This window comes from Arthrobacter sp. Soil736, from assembly GCF_001428005.1.
In the GTDB taxonomy this organism is placed as follows: domain Bacteria; phylum Actinomycetota; class Actinomycetes; order Actinomycetales; family Micrococcaceae; genus Arthrobacter.
On the sequence record NZ_LMSB01000012.1, the window covers coordinates 329,286 to 351,872 of the forward strand.

Sequence of the window (22,587 nt, forward strand, 5' to 3'; positions counted from 1 at the left end):
GGCGAAATTTGCCTGTCCGCTAACCCGGAACAAAAAGGCCGGATCCGCTGCGTTCTAAAAACGCAGCGGATCCGGCCTTTCGGCGTTTTAGCTCGGTGCCTTAGCGCCGGCTACGCGGTGCGCCGCTCGCCACGGCGTTCGCGCAAAATGGTGAGGCGGTCTTCGAGGATCTGCTCAAGCTCGGGAAGGGACCGGCGTTCCAGCAGCATGTCCCAGTGGGTGCGGACGGCTTTTTCGTTGCTGGTATCGGGGCGTTCGCCATCGACGAGCAGCGCTTCCTTGCCGGTCTTGGAGACCCATACAGGGGGAATTTCGGCTTCGGAGGAGAAGGTTACAAACACCTGTTCGCCGTCCTCGCACCGGTACTCAACCCGCTGACGCGGAGCCGGCTCCACGCCGGATTCGGTCTCCATGCTTTGTGCGCCAAGTCGCATACCCCGCAGGCTGCGATCGCTCATGATTTCTCCCTCTGGTCGGTTCGCGGAGCCGGGCTCCGCGCTAGCCGGCGGCTAAAAAGCGGCCTCCGGACTACGGTGTGCTCTACGTAGCATCACTAGATGAAACGCTTTGCCAAGCATTGTTGTTCCGCCCGGACTGATCCGGCCGGACAAATATACCATTATACGGTTTTCCGGCAATGACGGCAATGCGGGGCCGACCCCCGGACCGGTCCGTCGCCCAACTCCCGGGACGGGACCATCCGCGGCGGCAGGAAAAAGGGGGGCACTCCTGGCAGCGTGCCTCCCTTGTCCCTTCGACCTACTTCGCTGCGACCTACGATTCGGGCTGTTTGCCCGCATCAGGGCCGGGGCCGAACAAATCACCAGAGCGCGGATCCGGGTTAGCTCCGCCCAACGCGTTGCCGATGCCCTTCAACGCCTCGCCCACTTCGCTCGGAATGATCCACAGCTTGTTGGACGTGCCTTCGGCGAGCTTGGGCAGCGTCTGGAGGTACTGGTAGGCCAGGAGCTTCTGGTCCGGATTACCCTTGTGGATGGCGTCGAAGACCTTCTGGATAGCCTGGGCCTCACCGTCGGCGCGAAGGATGGCCGCCTTGGCATCACCCTCGGCCTTCAGGATGGCTGCCTGCCGCTGGCCTTCGGCCGTGAGGATGGCCGACTGCTTGGTGCCTTCGGCAGTCAGGATCGCGGCCCGGCGGTCGCGTTCAGCCCTCATCTGCTTTTCCATCGAATCCTGGATGGAGTGGGGCGGATCAATCGCCTTCAGCTCCACGCGGGAAACCCTGATGCCCCAGCGGCCCGTGGCCTCGTCCAGCACGCCGCGGAGCTGGCCGTTGATCTGGTCGCGCGAAGTCAGCGCTTCTTCCAGGTTCAATCCGCCGACAACGTTGCGGAGCGTGGTGGTGGTCAGCTGCTCCACGGCCTGGATGTAGTTGGCTATTTCGTAGGTGGCAGCCCGCGGATCGGTCACCTGGAAGTAGACCACAGTGTCGATGGACACCACGAGGTTGTCCTCGGTGATCACAGGTTGCGGCGGAAACGAAACAACCTGCTCGCGGAGGTCCAGGAGGGGCAGCAGCCGGTCCACAAACGGGATGAGGATGGTCAGGCCGGGGTTGAGGGTCCGCTGGTACTTTCCGAGGCGCTCAACCACTCCGGCCCGGGCCTGCGGCACGATCCGCACCGAGCGGACCAGCACAATGACGACAAAGACGATCAGGACCAGCATCACGAAAGTGACGGCGATTCCTCCTGGGCTATCCATACTTCTCCTTCTCCCCAAATTCAGTGAAGCTCTACATTGGCGGATCGCCCGCCGCATCTGCTGGCGCCGGAACGGCGGCAGCAGAAATCTCTGTGTTCGCGGTTCTTACTGGATCGCTGTTTCGGCCTGCGGTGCCACTACCGCCGTCGCGCCGTCAATGGCCGCGACGATTACGCGCTGGCCCTCAGTCAGGACGCCGGACTCGGAACGGGCGCTCCAGACGTCGCCGCCGATCTTGACCCGTCCTCCGGTGGCGGACACCGCCTCCATGACGAGTGCGGATTCGCCGATCAGGCGATCAACGTTGGTGCGCTGATCGGCCGGGCCCTTGTGCAGGTGCTTGAGGGTGACCGGGCGGACGAACGCGATCATCAGCAGCGACACGACGCAGAAGACCACGATCTGAAGCCAGAGATCGGCGCCGGCGAAGTCGGCCACGAGCCCGGCCAGGGCGCCGCCGCCAAGCATGATGAAGAAGAGATCAAGGGTCAGCATTTCCACGGCCGCGAAGACCAGGAAGACCGTGAGCCACAGTGCCCACCAGTTTTGGCCGAGCCATTCAAACATCCATTCCCCCTTGATTCCGGGGGCTGCGGGGCAGACCCTCCGTAACTTTCTTCCATCCTAGACCGAAGCAGCGGGGACCTGGCAGTGGACTTTCAGCCTGCGCCGGAACGTGGCCAAGCCGTTATGCGGCTGCGGTTCTTCGGGGCAGGAAGACGCTGACGCGGAACTTCCCGGAGACCGCGGTGACGGCCGGAAAGCCGGTGAGCCTGGCCGTGAGGGCCAGGCGGTCCGTGTGGTGGCCGGCGGGACCCATCAGCGCCAGGTTTGCCACGTCCTGCGGGGACAACCCGAGGGCCAGGTCGACGTCTTGCGCAGACAGCAGCTCAAAGTGGCCCGTGAGTGCGTCGGCCAGCCGTTCATCCTTCGCCGGTTCGATTCCGAGCATGCCGGCCTGGCTCGCGATTTCGGCAAGGTGTCCGGGCCGCGGCGTCACCACGATGAGCCGGCCCGAGGGCTTGAGGACCCGGGCGAATTCGGCCGCGTTGCGGGGCGCGAAGACCACAGTGACGACGTCGACGGCGGCGTCCGCCACCGGGAACTGCTGCCAGACATCGCTGACCAGATTCACGGCGTCGGGGTTGAGTTTCGCCGCCCGCCGGAGCGCGAACTTCGAGATGTCCAGGCCTATGGCCGCGATGGAGCCGCCGCTGCCGGCCCCGTCCAGGACTGCCCGAAGGTAATGGCCCGTGCCTGTTCCGGAGTCAAGCACGGCCGGTTCGGGTCCTTGCAGCGCCGTGGCCACCGCGCCGGCGACCGCGGCGGCCAGCGGCCGGTAATGCCCGGCGTCGAGGAAGGCGGCCCGGGCGGCCACCATGTCGGCGGAATCCGGCTGGAAGGCAGTTCCTTTGCCCACCAGCAGGTTGAAATAGCCCTGCCGGGCGGCATCGAAGCTGTGGCCCGCCGCGCAGGCCAGGGCCCGGGGCCGGGCAGCGGCCGCACTTTCGCCAGAGGCAGGAAGGAGCAACTTCCGGCAGACAGGGCACAGCAGGGACGGCAGGCGGGGAGGCATAGGGACAATCCTAGGGCTGTTGTTCCGGCACCGCAGAAGGGGCCAGGTGAGGTGTTTCACACGCCGTGCCGGAAACGCTAGGCTCACGTGGGTGAAGCCTGAACATCTGCCGCTACTCAAATCCGTCTCCGCCCCTGCCGCCCATCCAGACGGCACGCGCGCCGTCGTCTCGGTTACGCGTCCCGACTTTGACGCCGACGCCTACGTGGGCCAGCTGTGGAGCGTACCGCAGGATCCCGAAAAACGGCCGCGGCTCGTAACCCGAGGCTTCCGTGACACGGCCCCGGCGTTTTCGCCGGACGGGCGCGTGCTGGCGTTTCTCCGGGCAGCCGCGGGCGGCAAGCCCCAGCTCCACGTGGTGGAAGCCGCCGGCGGGGAGCCGCAGGCCCTGACCGACCGGGCCCTGGGTGTGTCCTCGTTCGCGTGGTCGCCCGATTCCCAGCGGATTGTTTTCAGTTCCAGGGAGCCGGAATCCGGGCGCTACGGCACGCTGGACGGCGTCAGCTCCGGCGGCGAGGATGCCCGCCTCATCACGGACTACAAGTACAGGATGAACGGGGTGGGCTACACCCGGGACAAGCCGCTTCAGCTTTTCGCGCTGGATGTGCCGGATCTGGGCGCAGAGCCGGCAGTCCAGCCGGCGGGGCGTGCCCTCAGGGACAGGAATCAGCCCCCGGCGGCCGGCGGGGTGACAAAGGCCGTGGGCCTTCCCGACGCCCGGCAGCTCACCACCGCGCCGACCGACCACACCGGCGAGTCCTTCAGCAGCGACGGCACGTCCGTCTACTTCGTCGCGGCCCTTCACGAGGCAAGTGACCAGGACCTGGTCAGCGGGATCTACCGCGTTCCGGCCGACGGCGGGGAGCCGGTTTGCGTCGAGGCCAACGCCGGTCTGCAGACAGTCCAGGACGTCCGCGAATCGATGGACGGAAAATGGCTGTTCTTCACGGCGCAGGACCTCGGCAGCACGGGCCAGGACTTTGTCGCGAAGAACACGGTCCTATACGTCATGCCCGCAGCGGGCGGGGAGGCGCGGGCGCTAAGCGACGCGGAACACATGGACGTCGCCGCGCCGGGCGTCCGGATTGAACTCCGCGGAAGCGACGGCGTCCTGGTGGTCAACAACGCGCAAGGCACCGTTGAGCTGCTGGAGTTCAGCGCCACCGGCAGCCATGCACTCCTGGTCCACGGAGACAGGGTGGTGACGGGTGCCGCAGCGGCAGGAGGATCGGTCTACGTCAGCGTCTCTGACTCGGCCACGACCGGTGACGTCTGCGCCCTTGAGGGCGGCCAGCTCCGGCTCCTGACCGACTTTTCGTCAGCACTCCGCACAGAGGCCGGAATCATCGAACCGCAGGAACTGACGTTCCCCTCGGCCGACGGCTACCCCGTACACGGGTGGGTGCTGATGCCCCCGGGCAAGGGCCCCCATCCCGTGCTCCTGAACATCCACGGCGGTCCGTTCGCCCAGTACACCGTCGCCCTGTTTGACGAAGCGCAGGTGTACGCCGAGGCAGGCTACGCGGTGGTGATGTGCAACCCGCGCGGATCGGCAGGCTACGGCCAGGCACACGGCAGGTCCATCAAGGAGCGGATGGGCACTGTTGACATGCAGGACGTGCTCGCCTTCCTCGACGGTGCCCTGGAGAAATTCTCCTCGCTGGATCAGGATGCCGTGGGAATCATGGGCGGCTCGTACGGCGGCTACCTCACCGCCTGGACCATCAGCCAGGTCCACCGGTTCAAGGCCGCCATCGTGGAGCGCGGCTTCCTGGACCCCGTCAGCTTTACCGGCTCATCGGACATCGGGTGGTTCTTCGGCGGCGAATATAACGGCCGCTCGGCAGAGCTGGTGGCGGCCCAAAGTCCCATGGCAACGATTGCCGCCGTCAGGACACCCACCCTCGTCATCCACAGCGAGGACGATCTGCGCTGCCCGGTGGAACAGGGCCAGCGCTACTTCACCATGCTGAAGCAGCAGGGCGTGGAATCGGCCTTCCTTGTGTTCCCCGGGGAGGACCATGAACTGTCGCGGTCCGGCACGCCGCATCACCGCCGTCAGCGGTTCGATCACATCCTGGCGTGGTGGGCGCGATTCCTGCCTACGGCCGAAAACCCCGGCCCGTCCAGCTAGCCTGACGGGTCCCGCTGGCCTGACGGGTCCGGCTGGCCAGGTACTTCCTCGCCGCCGAGTGGCTGCCCGGTCATGAAGCCAAGTTCCTGCCGGGCTCTGCCGATGCCCGGCTCCGCCCAGCGAGCGCCGTACTCGCTGTTGGTGCTGAGTGAACGAAGTTCGGCGCGGTCGAGATAGAGCGTTCCGTGGAGGTGGTCGGTCTCATGCTGGACGATCCGCGCCTGCCAGCCGGTAAAGTCCCGGCTGGCAGGCTGTCCCTCAGATGTCACATAGTCGAGTCGGACGCGCTCCGGACGCTCCACCACCGCCTGCAGCCCCGACACGGAAAGGCAGCCTTCGAAGAACGCCGCGGTTGTGTCGCCCAGCGGGGTGTACGACGGGTTGAGGATGGCGAAGAAGTCCAACGGAGCCCGTCCGCGGGCTGCGGCGGTCTCCTCGTCGATTTCAAACTGGTCTTCGAGGACCGCCAGCTGCAGCGGAATACCCAGCTGCGGCGCGGCCAGGCCGACGCCGGGAGCCTCGTGCATGACCCGCCTCATGAGCGTTATGAGCTGGCTCAGTTCACCCGCTTCCAGCTGGCCGTCGAACGGCGCGGAACGCTGCCGAAGAACCGGATGACCGGCCTGCACGATGGGCGGCAATGTGTCCGCGGCGAGCATTTCCTGCACGAGCTCGCGGATCCTGGCAGGGCTGAAGGACGTAGGCGGCGATGCTTGGCTCATGGGGACAGCCTAGTGGTGCGCGCACATGCGGCCGTGACAAAGTCAAGGATCCTGCCCCTCAGATCCCTGTCCGCGGTGACCTTCAGGATGCCTGTCCGGGCGCCCACCATGACGCGCAGGGGGATGACCGTACCCACCTTGTCCTCGGCCACGGCATGGGGATCGCAGCGGGCTGGGCGTATTCCGAGTTCAAGTTCCTGGGCAGGCCCGCCGGCCTCGATGGTCAAGTTCAGCGGCCACGGCCTGGCCGGGTCCTCAGCCAGAAGCGGCGTGCCGTCGATGCGCTCGATGACGAGCCGGCCAGCGCCGCTTCCGCCGCCCTGCTGTTCTGGTGAGGTCCGGGCAGACGGCCGGATGGACAGCCGCAACACGGCCCGCCGGCCATCACCAGAGACGTCAAGCTCCGGCCGCAGACCGATCGCGGCCACGGAGCTGGCGTCCCTGGCCAGGCACTGCTCTGTGTTGTTCCGAACGAGGACACCAAACGGGTCCGTGGCGGGGAGGCTCTCTGGGGCACCGTTCTCTGCTGCACCGTTCGGCGACAGCCGGACCGTGACGGACACCAAATCCTGGGCCTCCGTGCCGGGACTCCCGGCGCCGGTGCCAGTCCCGCAGTTGGCGGTCGTCAGGTGCGCCGGCAGGCTCTTCGCCTGGCCAGGCGGAATCTGGGTTCCGTCCGGCGAGGCCCGCCAGGCAATCCCGGCGGCGAAAAGCGGGGTGGCGATGCCCGCGGCCCGGACGGTGACCGTGCTTGCGCTGTTGTTGGTCAGCTGGATCTCGATGATCTGCTTCCCGTAGTTGTCCCGGAACTGGTTCACCCTGGCCGTAACAGGAGGCGCGGACGGCGAACCGGCCGACGCACTGGGCGGCGCACTGGGCGTCCGGGGCGCCTCAGCGGGCGGGGTGCAGGCTGCCTGGGCCAGCAACGCCGCAGCGGCGAGAACGACGGCGGGACCCCTGTTCTGGCGTCGAGTGCTCCGTCGCGTGCTCCGTCGCGTGCTCCGGCGTCGGGCGGTCCAAAATCGGGGACGCATGCTTGCAGTCTAGGCCCCCGGAGCGCGCCGCCACACGGGGACTGCCGGTCATTGCATGGTGAACCGTTTGGCCACGAACGCATTGATGGCAGGCACCGCGGCCACCCGGGCGATAGCAGTGTTTCGGGCCCGCAGCACGCCACCCGGGAGGGGCCTGCCGAGCACCATGTTCACCTCCGCCTGGCGCTTGGCTGCCGTGGCGGCACGGCGGCGCGCCGCGTCGAAGCGGCGAAGCGCAGCCCCGGAGGGCTGGCCGGTCAAGGCGGCAAGGATGACCGGCAGCAGGGATTCGGCATCAAGCCAGCCAAGGTTCATGCCCTGTCCGCCGATGGGGCTGATTTCGTGCGCAGCATCGCCGATGAGGGCCGTCCTGCCGGCCACCATGCGGGAGGCCAGCCGTGACCGCACGCCGAAGCTGCTGAGCATGCTGTTGCGCGAGGCGTCCACCGCCACCCCGGTCCTGGTTGCGACGAGACCGGCGAGTTCCGCAGCGTCGGGACGGGCCGGCGGGCGGTCCAGCCGGACCACCCAGCGGCGCACTCCACCGGGCAGCGGAAAGGACTCCACAATGCCGTCTTCTTCGAGGAACAGGGCCGCATCGCTGCCATAGGGGCTGGATTCGGGAAAATCGCCCATCAGGTAATGGTCCGGATACCGCTTTTCAGGAGCAGGCACTGACAACAGCCGGCGCACGGTCGAATTGGCGCCATCCGCCCCCACCGCGACGGCGGCGGACAGCCTCGACGGAACGCCCGCTCCGGTGACGGTCAGGGTGACCCGGCCGCCGTCGTCGTGCATGTCCGTCACCTCAGCCCCGCGGAGCAGCGCGCCGCCGTCCAGTTCAAGAAGCCGCCGCTCAAGGATCGACTCCGTCACCGGCTGGGGGACGGCGAGGACAAAAGGGTAGCGGTCGGAGACCGGCCCGAACGGCATGTGCGCAATCTCGCGGCCGGCACTGACAGCGTGGCCGCGGCGGATAGGGACGCCCCGGGCGACCAGCGCCGAGGCCACCCCGATGCGGTCCAGGGCGGCGAGGGCCGGGGGATGGATGCCGATGGCCCTCGTGTGGGCGTTGCGGCCGGTCCGCTTTTCGAGGATCCGGACGGCCACCCCGTGCTGCAGCAACAGCGCGCCCAAATACAGGCCCACCGGCCCGCCGCCAACGATGAGGACCTCGGTCATTCCGCGCCCGTGCGGTAGGTGAGGAGGCAATGGAAGGGGGAGTGGGGCTCCGCCGTCCAGCCGTGGGGGACGACGGCGGCGAGTTCCGGGACGGTGTAGCTGCGCCGGATGGAGGTCAGGCCGTCGCGGCGGATGTAGGAGCGCGTGAGCGGCAGCGCGGCGGCTGCAAACAGGGCGTAGGCCGCCGCACTGCGCCGGAGGTCGTTGTGAAACGCAGCGCGCAGGGCCAGGGCGGACGAGTCGCCGAGGAACGACTGCAGTTCGCCCGCGTCCAGATGGTGCAGCACGTGGTTCGAAATCACGACGTCGTATGCCGCGCCCTCCGCGACAAGCCCGGTGCTGGTGGCCTGGCGGAACCGCACGCGCGGCGCCGGCTCGCGGTTCGCAGCAAAGCGGTAGGCCCGCTCATCCGGGTCGATGCCGGTGACTCGGAGATCAATTCCGTCCGTGGCGGCCCAGCGGGCGAACATCAGGGCCAGATCGCCGCCGCCGCAGCCGACGTCCAGGAGGGTGGCCGGGCCGGTCCTGGAGAGGAGCGGCCGTATCCTGTTGCGGTACAGCCCATGCCAGCCGGACAAAGCCCGGTTGACCAGGGCAAACTGCCTGTAGGTGCGGTCAAGGCGGTCCGGATCACAGTCCGGCCGGTCCATTTCCTCGATGGCGTGGGTGTCGCGGGCGCCCAGGATTCCCATGACGGGTCAGGCGAGAGACGATTCAGCCTCAGCGGCAGCGGGCACCGGGATGTCCGGCCGGGGTTGCCGCACCTTGGTGAAAAGTCCGGTTTCGACGGTGAGCCCGGGTCCAAAGGCCATCGAGCAGATGCGTTCATCGCCATCACGCGGCGGGAGGTCGAGGATGTGCTTGAGGACAAACAGCACCGTCGCGCTGCTCATATTGCCGAAGTTCCGCAGCGTCTCCCGGGCCGGGACCAGCTGTTCGTCCGTGAGCTCCAGACGGGACTGCACCTTGTCCAGAATGCTCCGGCCGCCGGGATGGATGGCCCAGTGTGTGATGTCCCGGTAGGGGAGGCCCCTCAGCGAGGCGTCCCTGGCCAGCAGCGGCTCCAGGGCACCGACGATGTGGTCGTCGATGATGTGCGGCACGTAGTTGCCGAGCACCATTTCAAATCCCTCATCACCGATGTTCCAGGCCATTGAATCCTCACCCACCGGGGTCAGGACGGTCTCAAAGTGGTCCAGCTGGAGCAGCGCTGTTGACTCGGGAACGTCCCGCGCCGTCACGACGGCGGCGGCGGCGCCGTCCGCGAACAGCGCGGACCCCATGATGGCGTCCGGATCGTTGGACGTCCGGACATGGAGCGAGCAGAGTTCGGCGCACACGACGAGCACGACGGCCTCCGGATCCGCCTCGCAGAAGGACTTCGCGGCCCGGAGCGCCGGAAATGCTGCGTAGCAGCCCATGAAGCCCAGGTGGTACCGCTGCACGGCCGGGTTGAGCCCCAGGGCACGGACGATCTTGTAGTCAGGACCGGGGTTGAAGAATCCTGTGCAGGACACCGTGATGAGGTGAGTTATGTCAAGTGGATCGATGCCGGCGCAGTTGTCGACGGCCGCATGGGCCGCCTCGATGAAAAGCTTCGTGGCCTCCGTGGCGAAGAGGTCGTTGCGGGCCTTGGTGCTGGGACTGCGGAGCAGGCCGGTGTCGGGGTCGAAAAACTGCGGATTGTCTGCCCGGGAATCCATGGTCAGCTCCCGGACCGCCGTATACCGCGTGTCAATGGCGGCCGAGTCGAAGCATGTGGCCACCAGCCGTGAGCCGAGCCGCGTAAGGCCGGGCTGGGCGGCAAAGACGTCACGGGCTTCCGTCTGGACAAGCAATGTCGGCGGAACAGCAGTTTCGAGGGCTCGCACATATACCGTCATTGGTTCATTCTTAGCGACACCGCAGCTTAAGACAATGGATGGGCCTGGACCGGATTAAGCCGCTGACCAGCATCTTTAGCCCAGTCGAGGCGGGTTGTTGGTGCCAGCTGAAGCGAGTTTCGCTCGCTGGCAGCGGGACGCCGGCGGCGCTAGACAACTCCGGGATGACGTGGCACGATCTCGCATGTGACCAGCCCGGCGGTCAGCCTTCGCTTACGGGCTGGCCCCAAGAAGCCGAACAGCCAACGGCGAAAACCCCGGCCGGGCTGTCGATCCGGACTTCCCGTTCGTCCTTAAGCCAGACAGTCCCGACCAGACCCACGACCTCAGGAGTGACCATGACCGGCTCTTCCACTCAGGGAATCAAGACCGTGCTGCATCCCGTTTCCGACCTGGCGGCGGCCAAGGAGGTTTACACGGCCCTGCTCGGCGTTCCGCCGCAGACCGACGAGTCCTACTACGTCGGCTTCGAGGCCGCGGGTCAGCACATCGGGCTGGTGCCGGGCGGCGGGCCGCAGGGCATGACCTCACCGGTGGCCTACTGGCACGTGCCGGACCTCGAGGCGAAGCTGGCCGAGGTGACCGCCGCCGGCGCCGTCGTGAAGGAGCCAGCCCACGACGTCGGCGGCGGCCGCCTGGTGGCCACGGTCACCGATCCCGATGGCAACGTCCTCGGGCTGCTTGAAGACCGGTGAGTGCAGCCGGGCGTATGCGCCGCCCGGCGGCGTCACGGGCCGAAGCGAAAGAACGCCGGACCTGCTGCTCGAAGCTGGTTAGATAGAGCCAGACGACGCCGACGGAGGCCGCGAAGGCGGCACCGCCCAACAGATGGAGCCACGATGAGCATTGTCACGAGGACGGACATGCAGTCGCCCGTGCTGCGCGCTGCCGACAGCCACGATCTGATCCGCGTGCAGGGCGCGCGTGAGAACAACCTCAAGGACATCAGCGTGGAACTCCCGAAACGCCGGCTGACGGTGTTCACCGGCGTCTCCGGCTCCGGCAAGAGCTCGCTGGTGTTCAGCACGATCGCCGCGGAGTCGCAGCGGATGATCAACGAGACTTACAGCGCCTTCGTCCAGGGCTTCATGCCGACGCTGTCGCGGCCGGACGTCGACGTACTCGACGGCCTGACCACGGCGATCATCGTCGACCAGGAGCGCATGGGCGCCAACCCGCGCTCCACCGTCGGCACGGCCACCGATGCCAACGCGATGCTGCGCATTCTCTTCAGCCGGCTCGGACAGCCGTACGTAGGGCCCCCCACGGCGTTCTCCTTCAACGTCCCCACGCGCAAGGCGAGCGGGGTGATGAGCACGGAGAAAGCCGGGGGCCGGGTCGAGAAGAGTGTGGTGCATGGTGCTGTGTACCTGGGCGGCATGTGTCCGCGCTGCGAAGGCATGGGCTCGGTGTCCGACTTCGACCTCACTGCCCTGTACGACGACAGCAAATCGCTCGGCGACGGTGCCCTGACCGTTCCCGGCTACAGCATGGACGGCTGGTACGGCCGCATCTTCAGCGGCGCCGGCTTCGACATGGACAAGCCAATCGCGAAGTTCACCAAAAAGGAACTGAACGACCTTCTCTACAAGGAGCCGACCAAGATCAAGGTCGAGGGCATCAACCTCACCTACGAGGGCCTGATCCCGAAGATCCAGAAATCGATGCTCTCCAAGGACGTCGACGCGATGCAGCCCCACATCCGGGCCTTCGTGGAGCGCGCTATCACGTTCCAGGCCTGCCCGGAGTGTGACGGCACCCGGCTCAGTCCGGAGGCCAGGTCCTCGAAGATCCAAGGCAAGAACATCGCCGACCTGTGCGAGATGCAGATCAGCGACCTGGCCGCGTGGGTCCGCGAACTCGACGAGCCTTCGGTCGCGCCGCTCCTCAAAGGCCTGCAGCATCTGCTCGACTCGTTCGCCGAAATCGGGCTGGGTTACCTCTCGTTGGACCGGCCGGCGGGCACGCTGTCCGGGGGAGAGGCCCAGCGCACCAAGATGATCCGGCACCTCGGCTCGTCCCTCACGGACGTCACCTACGTCTTTGACGAGCCGACCATCGGCCTGCACCCGCATGACATCGAGCGGATGAACCAGCTGCTGCTGCAGCTGCGCGACAAGGGCAACACCGTGCTGGTCGTCGAGCACAAGCCGGAGACCATCGCCATCGCTGACCACGTCGTTGACCTCGGCCCCGGCGCCGGCACCGAGGGCGGCAGAGTCTGCTTCGAGGGAAGCGTCGACGGGCTCCGGGGGAGCGACACCATCACCGGCCGCCATCTGGACGACCGGGCCAGGGTCAAGGAATCTGTGCGCACGCCGTCCGGCACGCTCGAGGTGCGCGGTGCCTCGACGCACAACCTTCAGGACGTGGACGTCGACATTCCGCTGGGCGTCCTCTGTGTGGTCACGGGTGTCGCGGGTTCGGGCAAGAGCTCTCTGACTCAAGGTTCGGTGGCCGGCCGCGACGGTGTCGTGGTGATCGACCAGGGTGCCATCAAGGGGTCGCGGCGCAGCAACCCGGCGACGTACACGGGCCTGCTTGAGCCGATCCGCAAGGCGTTCGCGAAGGCCAACGGGGTCAAGCCGGCGCTGTTCAGCTCCAACTCGGAAGGCGCATGTCCCACCTGCAACGGCGCGGGCGTCATTTTCACCGAACTGGGTGTTATGGCCACCGTAGAGTCCACCTGCGAGGACTGCGAGGGCAGGAGGTTCCAGGCATCAGTCCTGGAATACAAGCTGGGCGGCCGCAACATCGCCGAAGTGCTGGCCATGTCGATGACCGAGGCGGAGGGGTTTTTCAGGGAAGGGGAGGCACGCACGCCGGCGGCCCACAAAATCCTCGACCGGCTCGTGGACGTCGGGCTCGGCTACCTCACCCTTGGCCAGCCGCTCACGACGCTGTCCGGCGGCGAGCGGCAGCGCGTTAAGCTCGCCACCCAGATGGCCGAAAAAGGCGACATCTACATTCTCGACGAGCCGACCACCGGCCTTCACCTCGCCGACGTCCAGAACCTGCTGGGCCTTCTTGACCGCCTTGTGGAGTCCGGAAAATCGGTCATCGTCATCGAGCACCACCAGGCGGTTATGGCGCATGCCGACTGGATCATCGACCTCGGCCCGGGCGCCGGCCACGACGGCGGCAGGCTCGTCTTCGAGGGCACACCGGCTGATCTGGTCGCCGCGCGTTCCACGCTCACCGGCGAGCACCTCGCGGCCTACGTCGGGAGCTGACCGAAGCCTGACGGGAGGCCTGCGGCGCACCTTCGCTCCTCAGATGGGCGGCGCCGGCGCGGATTGCTATGCCGCGTGTCCCGTCTTATGCGTGTCGAACTGCGCCGTGAAATTGGCCCAGCCGTCCGCCAGCTTGGTCTTCACCTCCTGGGTTTTCGCCTCCAGCGCAGCACGGCGGGCATCGGCAGCGGCCTTGTCAGCGGCTTCCCGGGCCGCATAGACTTCGGCCAGTACGTCCTCAACGGGCCAGCGGCTAACAGTGGCGTTCGTGGCTTCCGCCAGGGCGTCGACCGCGTCTGGCGTCGGTTCCCGGGCGGCTATGACCAACGCAGTTGTTTGCGGCTTCATCCGTGCGGCGATCTGCGGCAGGGCATCGAATGCATCGGCCGCTGTCATGACGTCGCTCGCGGAACCTGTCGCGGCACCGGCGCTGAACCCGAGGAGCACACCGACCGGGCCGCCGAGGATTCCGATAACGCTGCCGAGCAGGCCGCCGGTGATGGTCCCGATTTCGAGGGCGGGTTCGTCGGAATCTTTGATCGTTGGAGTGCCCTTGTCGTCTGTTTGGATGACGGCCTGGCCGAAGAGGTCGATGGCACCCTTGGAGCTGAGTTCCCTGATCCTGCTCTGAGCCTCGTAAGCGTGGCTTTGGTCTGCCGGCGTAATGAGGATGACGGAGTTATCCATCAGATGCCTCCAAATGATCTCGATGATGAATGGACTGACGTGCCCAGGCACCATAGGCGATGGCGCTGATTCGGGGACTCTTGTGGAGGCCCCGCGCACATCATGAAATGCTCGTATCCATGGGGGAGTGGCCGATTGAACTATGTCCTCCGACAGCGACCTGTACAGAGCCGGAGGGGCGCGGGAGCAGCTATGAAGGTGCGACCGCTGGGGGCCGGCCCAATTTCTTCACCCAGTGCCAACATCGGTCTTGTGCCGTAGGGTGGCGGACATGGAACTCCGCCTCGAGGTCGTACAGGTGCCCGTCTCGGACGTGGACCGCGCCAAGGCCTTCTACACAGACAACCTCGGCTTCGTCCTCGATCACGACGTCGAACACATCCCCGGAATGCGGGTTGTCCAGCTCACTCCGCCAGGCTCATCCTGTTCGATCGTCATCGGAACCGGAATGAACAGCATGGTCCCGGGCAGCCTCGAAGGCCTCCAGCTGGTGGTGCCTGACATGGAGGCGGCACGGACAGAACTTCTCCGCCGTGGAGCCCCCATCAGCGAAGCCCAGGATTTGGGAGGTTTTGCCTTCGCCCACCTCAGCGATCCGGACGGCAACCGCTGGGTCATCCAGGAAATACCGCCGAAGAAGGCACGATAAATAGGAAGAATGGCTTTCTCGGTGCGGGCAAAGATCAGCCCCTTCCGGCTGATTCTAAAACGCCGATAATCTACATTATGTCAAGTAACCGGCGAATCGCATCCGGTGCGAATTCGACATCCCCTCTCGGTGGCCCGTTAGGCCTGCGATTCCGTTGATTCTCGGCTCCTGCAAAGCTATTCGGGACGGCGTGTTCGGCACGATACTGCTCTGCCATCCAAGCGGCGTGTCTCCACTCACTGCAGTTGACCCATTGAAGGGTTCTGTCTCATCACAGTTGGACCATGACGGGTGTTTCGTCAGCGGCCAGTCACGATTTGGGCTACGGGCGTCTGCCATGTCTCGGCGCGTGGGTACGAATCCGACTCCTTGACGACTCAACCGCTTGGGGCGGCTTGGTGGTTGCCGTTCCGGGATTATTCGCCGGCCCGGGCGTTCCCTACCATCAAAGGACATCCCGGATTACTTCACACGGCTGAGTGACGGCACAGGCGTCGTCATCGACATCCGCCCGGACGAGCGCATCGGCGAACGTGACCGGGAGGTGTTCACGGCCACGGAGTCCGCCTGCGCCTCAGTCGGCTGGGGCTACAGAAGAGTCGGCGGACTCCCCCGGGCCTTCGTCGCTAACCTTCGTTGGCTGTCCGGCTACATCCGCGCTGCCTGAAGCCGAAGGGTTTATCGGGTCAGGGACGGGCTTGCGGGACCATCGCGGCGCAACCTCGTATCAAGAAGCCGCGAGTTCTCGCATCAGATGGAACTCGATAGGGTTCGTCGGCGGCGGCTCGTAGTCGGATCCCTCGAGTTCGCAGTCGCCGCGGGGTTGCAGCGCGTCACGATTGGCGAGGCTTGACCTAGCCCTCGTCGCCGAGTCCCGATCGCCGCAACCTGCGCGATTGCGAGGGAGAGTCAGAGTGCGAGTCACGCCCGGAGGGGATCCGCACCATGCGGATCTCTCGCACGCCGTCGTCCACGTTCACGGTCCCGTCCGCCACGAACCCGTGCTTGCGATAGAACGCCTGCGCCCGAGGATTCGGATCGGCGACCCAAAGCGCTGCCGAATCGTGCGGGTCGATGACGGCCTCCAGGAGGGCGGCCCCGGTGCCGGTCCCATGCTCAGCCGCAACGACGTACAACACGTAGAGCTGCGTGCCCCACTGCGACACGGAGCTCTGCGAGGGCCCCGCCATCGCGATCCCGATCACTTCGCCGTCGCGCTCGGCTACCGCGACGCGGTTCGCGCGGTAGCGCTCATCGCTGAGCATGGCAGTCCAGAACCGTTCCCGGGCGGCGGGCAACCCCGGGTCGTCGAGGACGTGGTCCGCCATCAGCCCGCGGTACGTCTCACGCCACGACCGCACATTCACGCGCGCCATCTCGGCAGCGTCCTCTACGCGCGCGTGTCGAACCCTCACCAGGGTACCCATAGGCGAAATCCTACCGGTTGGTTTTCAACGTGCTCGCGATTGTCGCGGAGTTCGAGTCCGACCTGATCCGTGCACGCACCCGTGAGCGTTCTCGTTCGGCCCCGGCGCGCCGGCGACGCTCATGCTCTCACCCACCGCCGACACCAACGACGTCTCCACCCAGCACTGCGTGACGGCGACGGTCAAGGATGCATCGGGCAACCCGACGCCGGGCATCACCGTGCGCTTCACGGTCACCGGGTCGGTCAACACGAGCGGCTCGGACACCACCGACGCGAACGGGGACGCGACCTTCTGCTACCAGGGCCCCGAGCTTCCCTGCGCGGACGCGATCAGCGCCTGTGCTGTCGACACCGACGCCGACAGCACGCAGGATCCGGATGAGCCCTTCGCCGCGGCGGCCAAGATCTGGACGCTGCCGATCACGACCCCGCTCTGCGAGGCCAACATCACCAAGGGTGGCCGGATTACCGCCAACAACGGCGACAAGGCCACGTTCGGCGGCAACGCCCAGTCAAATGCCGCCGGCAACGTCAAGGGCCAACAGCAGTATCAGGACCACGGGCCCGCCCAGCCGCAGAAGGTGAAGTCGATCAAGATCCTGGCGTTGACCTGCAACCCGCAGCGCACGCAGGCGACGATCTTCGGCCGCGCCACTATCAACGGCCAGGGATCGCACCTGTTCCGGATCGACGTCCAAGACCTCGGCGAGCCCGGCGTGGGCATCGACACCTACCGGATCCTGCTCGACACCGGCTACGACTCAGGCTCCCAAACGCTCGAAGGCGGCAACATCCAGATCCACTAGCCCGGACCGTTCGTGAAGCAACATTGCTCTGGTGCCGGGCGCCATGGCCGACGATTCGGATTATAGGCAATGACGGCTGAAGCGAATGCAACGACAGGATTCGGGTTTTTGGGTCAACTAAAGTGAGACAAATCAGGGAAACTTGTCTCACTTTAGTTGACCAAACCGCTCATTTCCGGGGCCGTACGGTTCAACTTAACTGAGACGGGCAGGTGGAGCGCCAAGTGGCCTCATCGATTGTCGCCGTCTCGGCGATCCGCTGCAGCGATACTGCGAAACGGTATTCCTTCGACTCACCGGAGGCCGTCTCTCCACGATCGACACAGTCGAGGCCCATCCCCCGTTTCCACCCGGACGGCGCCGTTGTCGGCCAGACCGGCACGCTAACCATCGCCGCATCACTTGAATAGCGATAGCAGCATGACCGTTTCGGTCAATCCCTCGTTTACGTTTGAACCGTTCAGAGCCGCAAAACCGCCGCTGGTCTGCGTAAATGCTCCGACGGCGGGCGGCGCGAGGCATTCTGTGGGAAATCCTGCGGGGCCCCGAAAGCGCTCGGCGTAGGTAGAGGCCTTAAGGCCATTAGACTTCCCAACTTTCACTCCAATCAGGGTTGAGATGCACCGCCGATCACTCATTCGCGGCAGCAGGACCCCCTGATCCCCCATCTTTGCCATCGCACGCCCGTCCATCGTCCAACAGGCCAGGACAGCAGCTGTCTCCTAGAGTCTCAAGACTGCGTAGCCTGCGGATGATGTGTCGCTCCACCTCCGCGCCGGCCAGAGGTGTATGCCCGCACCGATCGCCGAACACAAGATCCACCGGGTGTGCTCCAGCCATGCTCAACGGTCCAGTTAGGCATGGTCAACGCCGAACTCATCCTCCGCGGGAGCCGGATCCAGGACAACACAACAGAAGACTCTACGAAAAGGCCGGTTTCTACGAAGCCTGGGCCGCCGTGGACCGCGCCGGTTTCCACTACATGGTGTCGCGCGGATAAGGCTCGACGACGGCTAAGCCCCGGTCGTTTTCCTGTTCAAGAGCAAGTTCTTTCAGGTGGCGGCGCAAACTCGTTGCAACCTTTCCAGCGGCTTCGAGGTCTTCCGGCCCAAGGGCGTCGATAAAGAACCGGCGGACAAGCCGGAGGTGCGGCGCTGAAGAAGCACGGAAAGTCCGTGCTCCGTCGTCAGTGAGCTCCACCTCTGCGCCACGGCTGTCGTTACCCGACTTACGCCTTCGAACGAGCCCCCGGCTTTCCATACGACCCAGATGGTGTGAAAGTCGGCTGCGCTCCCATCCGATACCCTCGGCCAGCGCCGAGGACCGCAAACAGTGCCCTTCAGACTCACTCAGGGCCAGGAGCACGGCATAGTCACCTGGGGAAACGCCGGACGTGGCCTGCAGCCCCGCCGCCAAAGCCTGACGTATCGCCTCTGCCGTCTCGACATACTCGCGCCATACCGCTAGTTCATCCGGAGTAGGACTCTGTCGGGCACTCTTACCGCTTTGTTCCATGACCACCTCGTCTTCGCTTGACATGTCAACCATACGGGGTGATGATTGACGCGTCAATTAAGTGATTGACATATCAATTAGAGGAGGACCATGAGTGAAGTGATCTTTGGATTGGACACTTTCGGCGACGTCCCTGTTGACGACCAGGGTGCACCAGTCAGCCACGCTTGTGCGATCCGGCAGTTGGTGGACGAGGCCGTGCTGGCAGACCAGTTGGGTGTGGATGTCTTTACTGTCGGTGAGCACCACCGCCCGGAATATTCGGTATCGGCCCCGGAGACTGTCCTCGCCGGCATGGCCACGCGCACCTCACGCATCCGCCTTGGATCCGGTGTGACGGTGCTCAGCTCCGATGACCCCGTGCGCGTCTTCCAGCGATTTGCCACTGTGGATGCGCTGTCCAACGGCCGTGCCGAGGTCATTCTGGGGCGGGGTTCCTTCACCGAGTCGTTCCCACTCTTCGGCTACGACCTCAAAGACTACGATGTGCTCTTTGAGGAGAAGATCGAGCTGTTCGCACGGCTCCTTGAGGAGAAGCCGGTGACATGGAAAGGCACCATGCGTGCACCGCTGGCTGATGCTGATGTTTACCCCAAGACAGAGCGCGGACTCAAGACTTGGGTAGGCGTCGGCGGCACACCCCAGTCAGTGGTCCGCACGGCGAAATACGGGTTCCCTCTGATGCTCGCCATCATCGGCGGACAGCCGGAACGGTTCCTGCCCTTAATTGACCTCTACAAGCGGTCCACCGCAGAATTCGATACGACGGCGTGGCCGGTAGGAATGCACTCCCCCGGGTTCATTGCGGACACCGACGACGAAGCCAAAGAGATCTTCTGGCCCCACTACAAGGTGGTCAGGGACCGCATCGGAGCTCTCCGCGGTTGGCCGCCCGTCCGGCGTGAAGACTTCGAGGCCGAAACCCAGAACGGCTCGATGTACATCGGCTCACCAGAGACCGTCGCCCGGAGAATCGCGCGTGCAGTGGCATCGCTGGACGTTGGTCGCTTCGACCTCATCTTCACTTCCGGAGCCCAGCCGATCAGCGCACGCCTCAAAGCCGTCGAACTCTATGGGAGCAAAGTCGTGCCGATGGTCCGCGAGATACTCGCCGACCACCGGCACGCGATGGAAGTCGCATGACGGCCCCAGTCTCGAACAACCCAGTGCCTCACGAAAGAAGAACATCATGAACGTCGTCCTCTGGATCATCACCGCCGTACTGGCCCTTCTCTTCCTGGCAGCAGGAACCATGAAAATCGCCCAACCGAAGGCGAAACTCGCGGCCGCCGGCCAAGGGTGGGTGGAAGACTTCTCCGACGGCGCCGTCAAGCGCATCGGCGCACTCGAAATCCTCGGGGCCCTGGGCCTAGTCCTGCCTGCCCTGCTGCATACGGCCACCGTGCTGGTGTCCACAGCCGCGGCTGGACTCTTCCTTCTTATGGCAGGTGCGGCAATCACTCATAGTCGTCGCCACGAAACGCCCAATGTCATCATCAACCTCGTTTTGGGTATCCTTGCCGCTGGTGTCGCCATTGCCCGGTTTGGCCCGTACGGCCTCTGAGCGGAGGGTAAGAAGAACCTCACAGCAGAATTCCCGTTTGATCGCTCGCCGGGGCCATGCTGTGGGCGCGGCTGTTCTGGAAGCCATTCTCCCGCAGCATGACGGACCGACAGCTGTGGTTCCCACTGAAATGGCCGACGTCGGGCTTGAGAAAGTGAACGGGATCGAGGCGAAAGCGATCGTCGTCGAACAGCTCCGGGCCGCCCTCGACCTGATCCGGCAGCACGAGCCCACCGGAATCACCACCCTCGGCGGCGAGTGCTCGGTGAGCGTGGCTGCCTTCTCGGCGCTGGCAGGACGATACGCCGATGACCTCGCCATCTTATGGATCGACCCACACCCGGATGTAGGAACAGGCGCCAGCGAAACCCCGGCTACCATGCCATGGCAGTCTCACTCTGATTGGGCGCCCCTCGGCCAGGCGCTCGTAGAAGGCGCGCTCCTCCGACAGCTCCCAACTCAGCTCGAGATGGCTGCGCCAGCCGCTGACGTACAGCAGAGGCCGACCGGCTCCGATCGACGAGTAGGCCAGCGAGGTGCCGTCGGTCGAGGTCACCCGCCCTATGCGCTGCTGCACGCCCTTCATTATGGGCGCGCGCGACGCACGACCGACTCTGGCTGAGGTTGCCCTCGTCAGCTGGCCGGGTCGTACTGGAACTGCCGGACCTCTTGCGAGCAGCGGCAGGCGACGGCGATCTTCGCCGCCCACTCGAGTGCCGCCTCCCGCGAGGGCAGCTCGAGAACGGTGTAGCCGCCGTTGGGCACCTTGTGGCCTGGGTACGTGCCCTCGGTGACGGTGCCGTCACCGGCCACGAGCACCGGGTCTACGTCCTCATCGATCCCGCCGCCGAAGACGTACACGCCCGCCGCCTTGGCCTCGTCGATGACGGCATGCGAGGCTTCGACCACCGCCTCGAAGTCCTCCTCGGGGAACACCATGGCCTCACCGGGGAACGAGATCAGGTACTTCGTCATTCGAGGACTCCTCTGCTCCGGCGGCGCCATCCGTCGGCTCTTCTCTGCGGCACCGCTTTGGTGCCCAGCCCGATTATGGCACCGGCGCCCGACATGTGGTCAAGGTAGAGCGTCGCGACCGACCGGTGGTGTCGACGTTGCGGGCGGCATGAGCAGGTGTCGTCACGCCTCAGAGTCGACTGGTTTCGAGGGCGTCAGCGCCAGAATTCCGTGAGATGCTCGGCAAGGGCTCTGCCTTGGTCGTAACCACCTCGAGCAGCGGGCGGACGCAGCGACAGATCCATCGCATTGGCGCCGAACATGTGCTCGGAGTTGCTATCCGGGAAGATCGTTTCGACTCTGCTGCCGCGTGCGCGTAGTTCGTCGACCTGTGTTGCGAGATGCATGCCCCAGTCCACCGGCGTCCGTGATCTGCCGCCGAATGGTGACAGCACCAACACCCGTGCGTATCCGGCTGCCAGATCGGCATTCTCGGCGTTGGATCGGTAGCCGCCGTCGATGTATCGGCTGCCGCCGATACTGTAGGCGAAGCCACTGGCACAGCTGGCGGCCACGGCGTCCACCAAGTCGACCCCGCTGTGGCGGTCGAACACGACCGGTTCACCGGTATAGGCATTGACCGCCGTGATGAGCACCGTTCGTTCCGGCCAGCGCTGACTGGGCAGCCGCGCGGCGACGGTAGCGCGCCACCGCGTTTGCCCGGAGCCGTCCGACGCCGCATCCATTTCGAGCGCCGCCGCACCCATTCTGCGGCGCATATCGGCCGCATCCTCAGCGGCGGCGATGATTCGGCTCGTTCTCTCCATATGGTTCGCCGCCGGCCCAATGCGAACGCGTCCACCGTCGGATCCCACCGGAGCAGTCCGTGGCTGGGGGGCAGCGGCAAGGATGGCGGCAAGCAGTTCAGTCGGGGTCGCGCCAGCTAGCTGGGCCGCGGCCGTCGATCCGGCCGACGTGCCGATGATCAGATCGGCCTCGGTCACATCCAACCCGGCATCGAAGAGGCCGGCGATGACGCCGATCAGCCAGGCATTGCCTGCCGATCCGCCACCACCGAGGACCAACGCTCGCTCACCCGCGGCGCGTACCCGCCTTGTGGCGTCGACCTGCGGCTGATCCTGGTCGGACCTCGGCAGGTCGGAGGCCGTCGTCGAAATGGAGTGCAGAGGTGAAGAAGGTGTCGTGTTCATGGGAGTCGCCTTTCGCGAATTGCCTGTCGGGCGCTCCCGGTGGCGACTACCTCAGTCGCGCGATCGGGAACTGCAAGGGAGCACCCACTGCGGATACTGCGTACATGGGTCTCACCTCCTGCCGATAGATCACGATCACTGAAACGCTAGCACGCCCGCGAAGCGGTTCGCCATCGGCGCCATGCCGGTTGCCGTGTCGCTGCCGAACGCTACACCCTCATCTGTGATGGGCCTTTGCAATGGGCGTGAACATGCAACAGGCCGCGGCTTAGCGGATGCCGAG

General features: G+C 65.6%; 22 protein-coding genes and 1 pseudogene. 8 read left to right on the forward strand and 15 right to left on the reverse strand.

The genetic code is table 11. The annotated features are described in order from the left end of the window. Positions 1 to 110 precede the first annotated feature (110 nt). The 4 genes from ASG92_RS09890 to ASG92_RS09905 form a co-directional block, all read right to left on the reverse strand. On the reverse strand, positions 111 to 458 hold the full coding sequence (locus ASG92_RS09890) for an RNA polymerase-binding protein RbpA (RefSeq protein ID WP_056627246.1): 348 nt from the start codon (positions 456 to 458) through the stop codon (positions 111 to 113). 316 nt (positions 459 to 774) lie between these two features. Further along, a complete protein-coding gene (locus ASG92_RS09895) occupies positions 775 to 1,725 on the reverse strand; it encodes an SPFH domain-containing protein (RefSeq protein WP_056627248.1) in 951 nt (316 codons plus the stop codon). A gap of 105 nt (positions 1,726 to 1,830) precedes the next feature. After that, on the reverse strand, positions 1,831 to 2,292 hold the full coding sequence (locus ASG92_RS09900; RefSeq protein WP_056627251.1) for an NfeD family protein: 462 nt from the start codon (positions 2,290 to 2,292) through the stop codon (positions 1,831 to 1,833). Between the two features lie 121 nt (positions 2,293 to 2,413). Then, a complete protein-coding gene (locus ASG92_RS09905; RefSeq protein ID WP_056627253.1) occupies positions 2,414 to 3,301 on the reverse strand; it encodes a methyltransferase domain-containing protein in 888 nt (295 codons plus the stop codon). 91 nt (positions 3,302 to 3,392) lie between these two features. Here ASG92_RS09905 and ASG92_RS09910 point away from each other — a divergent pair, with 91 nt between their 5' ends. Then, on the forward strand, positions 3,393 to 5,435 hold the full coding sequence (locus ASG92_RS09910) for a S9 family peptidase (protein ID WP_056627256.1): 2,043 nt from the start codon (positions 3,393 to 3,395) through the stop codon (positions 5,433 to 5,435). Here the strand turns inward: ASG92_RS09910 and ASG92_RS09915 are convergent. Genes ASG92_RS09915 through ASG92_RS09935 form a run of 5 tightly spaced genes read right to left on the reverse strand, consistent with a single transcriptional unit; the run spans position 5,432 to position 10,256 of the window. After that, positions 5,432 to 6,157: a peptide deformylase gene (locus tag ASG92_RS09915; RefSeq protein WP_082579415.1), complete on the reverse strand. Its 726-nt coding sequence runs from the start codon at positions 6,155 to 6,157 to the stop codon at positions 5,432 to 5,434. The genes ASG92_RS09910 and ASG92_RS09915 overlap by 4 nt on opposite strands. Continuing rightward, positions 6,154 to 7,191: a hypothetical protein gene (locus ASG92_RS09920; protein ID WP_240987070.1), complete on the reverse strand. Its 1,038-nt coding sequence runs from the start codon at positions 7,189 to 7,191 to the stop codon at positions 6,154 to 6,156. Before ASG92_RS09920 ends, ASG92_RS09915 begins: the two co-directional genes overlap by 4 nt. 48 nt (positions 7,192 to 7,239) lie before the next feature. Beyond that, the gene (locus tag ASG92_RS09925; RefSeq protein WP_056627263.1) at positions 7,240 to 8,373 is read right to left on the reverse strand and encodes an NAD(P)/FAD-dependent oxidoreductase; all 1,134 of its coding nucleotides are present in this window, start codon (positions 8,371 to 8,373) and stop codon (positions 7,240 to 7,242) included. Beyond that, entirely contained in the window at positions 8,370 to 9,065 is a 696-nt protein-coding gene (locus ASG92_RS09930; RefSeq protein WP_056627266.1) for a methyltransferase domain-containing protein, read from the reverse strand. The genes ASG92_RS09925 and ASG92_RS09930 overlap by 4 nt, the downstream gene beginning before the upstream one ends. A 6-nt stretch (positions 9,066 to 9,071) precedes the next feature. Then, on the reverse strand, positions 9,072 to 10,256 hold the full coding sequence (locus ASG92_RS09935; protein WP_056627269.1) for a type III polyketide synthase: 1,185 nt from the start codon (positions 10,254 to 10,256) through the stop codon (positions 9,072 to 9,074). Positions 10,257 to 10,594: 338 nt separating this feature from the next. Between ASG92_RS09935 and ASG92_RS09940 the strand changes: the two genes are divergently transcribed. Beyond that, positions 10,595 to 10,951, forward strand: a complete 357-nt coding sequence (locus tag ASG92_RS09940; RefSeq protein ID WP_056627271.1) for a VOC family protein — start codon at positions 10,595 to 10,597, stop codon at positions 10,949 to 10,951. 144 nt (positions 10,952 to 11,095) lie between these two features. Continuing rightward, positions 11,096 to 13,489, forward strand: coding sequence for an excinuclease ABC subunit UvrA (locus ASG92_RS09945; RefSeq protein ID WP_056627274.1), 2,394 nt, complete (start codon positions 11,096 to 11,098; stop codon positions 13,487 to 13,489). Between the two features lie 66 nt (positions 13,490 to 13,555). On the opposite strand, the gene ASG92_RS09950 is transcribed toward ASG92_RS09945, so the two are convergent. Continuing rightward, a complete protein-coding gene (locus tag ASG92_RS09950; protein WP_056627279.1) occupies positions 13,556 to 14,176 on the reverse strand; it encodes a DUF1269 domain-containing protein in 621 nt (206 codons plus the stop codon). A 271-nt stretch (positions 14,177 to 14,447) separates the two neighbouring features. On the opposite strand from ASG92_RS09950, the gene ASG92_RS09955 reads away from it, so the two are divergent. Next, complete coding sequence (locus ASG92_RS09955) at positions 14,448 to 14,825, forward strand: VOC family protein (protein ID WP_056627284.1); 378 nt, start codon at positions 14,448 to 14,450, stop codon at positions 14,823 to 14,825. Positions 14,826 to 15,679: 854 nt separating this feature from the next. Here the strand turns inward: ASG92_RS09955 and ASG92_RS09960 are convergent. Then, on the reverse strand, positions 15,680 to 16,201 hold the full coding sequence (locus tag ASG92_RS09960) for a GNAT family N-acetyltransferase (RefSeq protein WP_240987071.1): 522 nt from the start codon (positions 16,199 to 16,201) through the stop codon (positions 15,680 to 15,682). A gap of 65 nt (positions 16,202 to 16,266) precedes the next feature. Here ASG92_RS09960 and ASG92_RS29705 point away from each other — a divergent pair. Together ASG92_RS29705 and ASG92_RS09965 are read left to right on the forward strand one after the other, a co-directional pair. Beyond that, positions 16,267 to 16,368, forward strand: a pseudogene (locus ASG92_RS29705) (recombinase family protein); the annotation flags it as partial. Between the two features lie 5 nt (positions 16,369 to 16,373). After that, a complete protein-coding gene (locus tag ASG92_RS09965) occupies positions 16,374 to 17,060 on the forward strand; it encodes an Ig-like domain-containing protein (protein ID WP_056627287.1) in 687 nt (228 codons plus the stop codon). A gap of 978 nt (positions 17,061 to 18,038) precedes the next feature. Here the strand turns inward: ASG92_RS09965 and ASG92_RS09975 are convergent. Continuing rightward, complete coding sequence (locus ASG92_RS09975) at positions 18,039 to 18,599, reverse strand: MarR family winged helix-turn-helix transcriptional regulator (protein ID WP_240987072.1); 561 nt, start codon at positions 18,597 to 18,599, stop codon at positions 18,039 to 18,041. Positions 18,600 to 18,665: 66 nt separating this feature from the next. Here ASG92_RS09975 and ASG92_RS09980 point away from each other — a divergent pair, with 66 nt between their 5' ends. Further along, positions 18,666 to 19,718, forward strand: a complete 1,053-nt coding sequence (locus ASG92_RS09980; RefSeq protein WP_056627293.1) for an LLM class flavin-dependent oxidoreductase — start codon at positions 18,666 to 18,668, stop codon at positions 19,716 to 19,718. 46 nt (positions 19,719 to 19,764) lie between these two features. Next, entirely contained in the window at positions 19,765 to 20,139 is a 375-nt protein-coding gene (locus ASG92_RS09985; RefSeq protein WP_056627296.1) for a DoxX family protein, read from the forward strand. A 19-nt stretch (positions 20,140 to 20,158) separates the two neighbouring features. On the opposite strand, the gene ASG92_RS29710 is transcribed toward ASG92_RS09985, so the two are convergent. The 3 genes from ASG92_RS29710 to ASG92_RS10000 form a co-directional block, all read right to left on the reverse strand. Continuing rightward, positions 20,159 to 20,365: a hypothetical protein gene (locus ASG92_RS29710; RefSeq protein WP_240987073.1), complete on the reverse strand. Its 207-nt coding sequence runs from the start codon at positions 20,363 to 20,365 to the stop codon at positions 20,159 to 20,161. Positions 20,366 to 20,772: 407 nt separating this feature from the next. Further along, positions 20,773 to 21,114 (reverse strand): YciI family protein, encoded by a 342-nt coding sequence (locus ASG92_RS09995; RefSeq protein WP_056627301.1) that lies wholly within the window; start codon positions 21,112 to 21,114, stop codon positions 20,773 to 20,775. Between the two features lie 194 nt (positions 21,115 to 21,308). Next, a complete protein-coding gene (locus tag ASG92_RS10000; RefSeq protein WP_056627304.1) occupies positions 21,309 to 22,304 on the reverse strand; it encodes a patatin-like phospholipase family protein in 996 nt (331 codons plus the stop codon). Positions 22,305 to 22,587 lie beyond the last annotated feature (283 nt).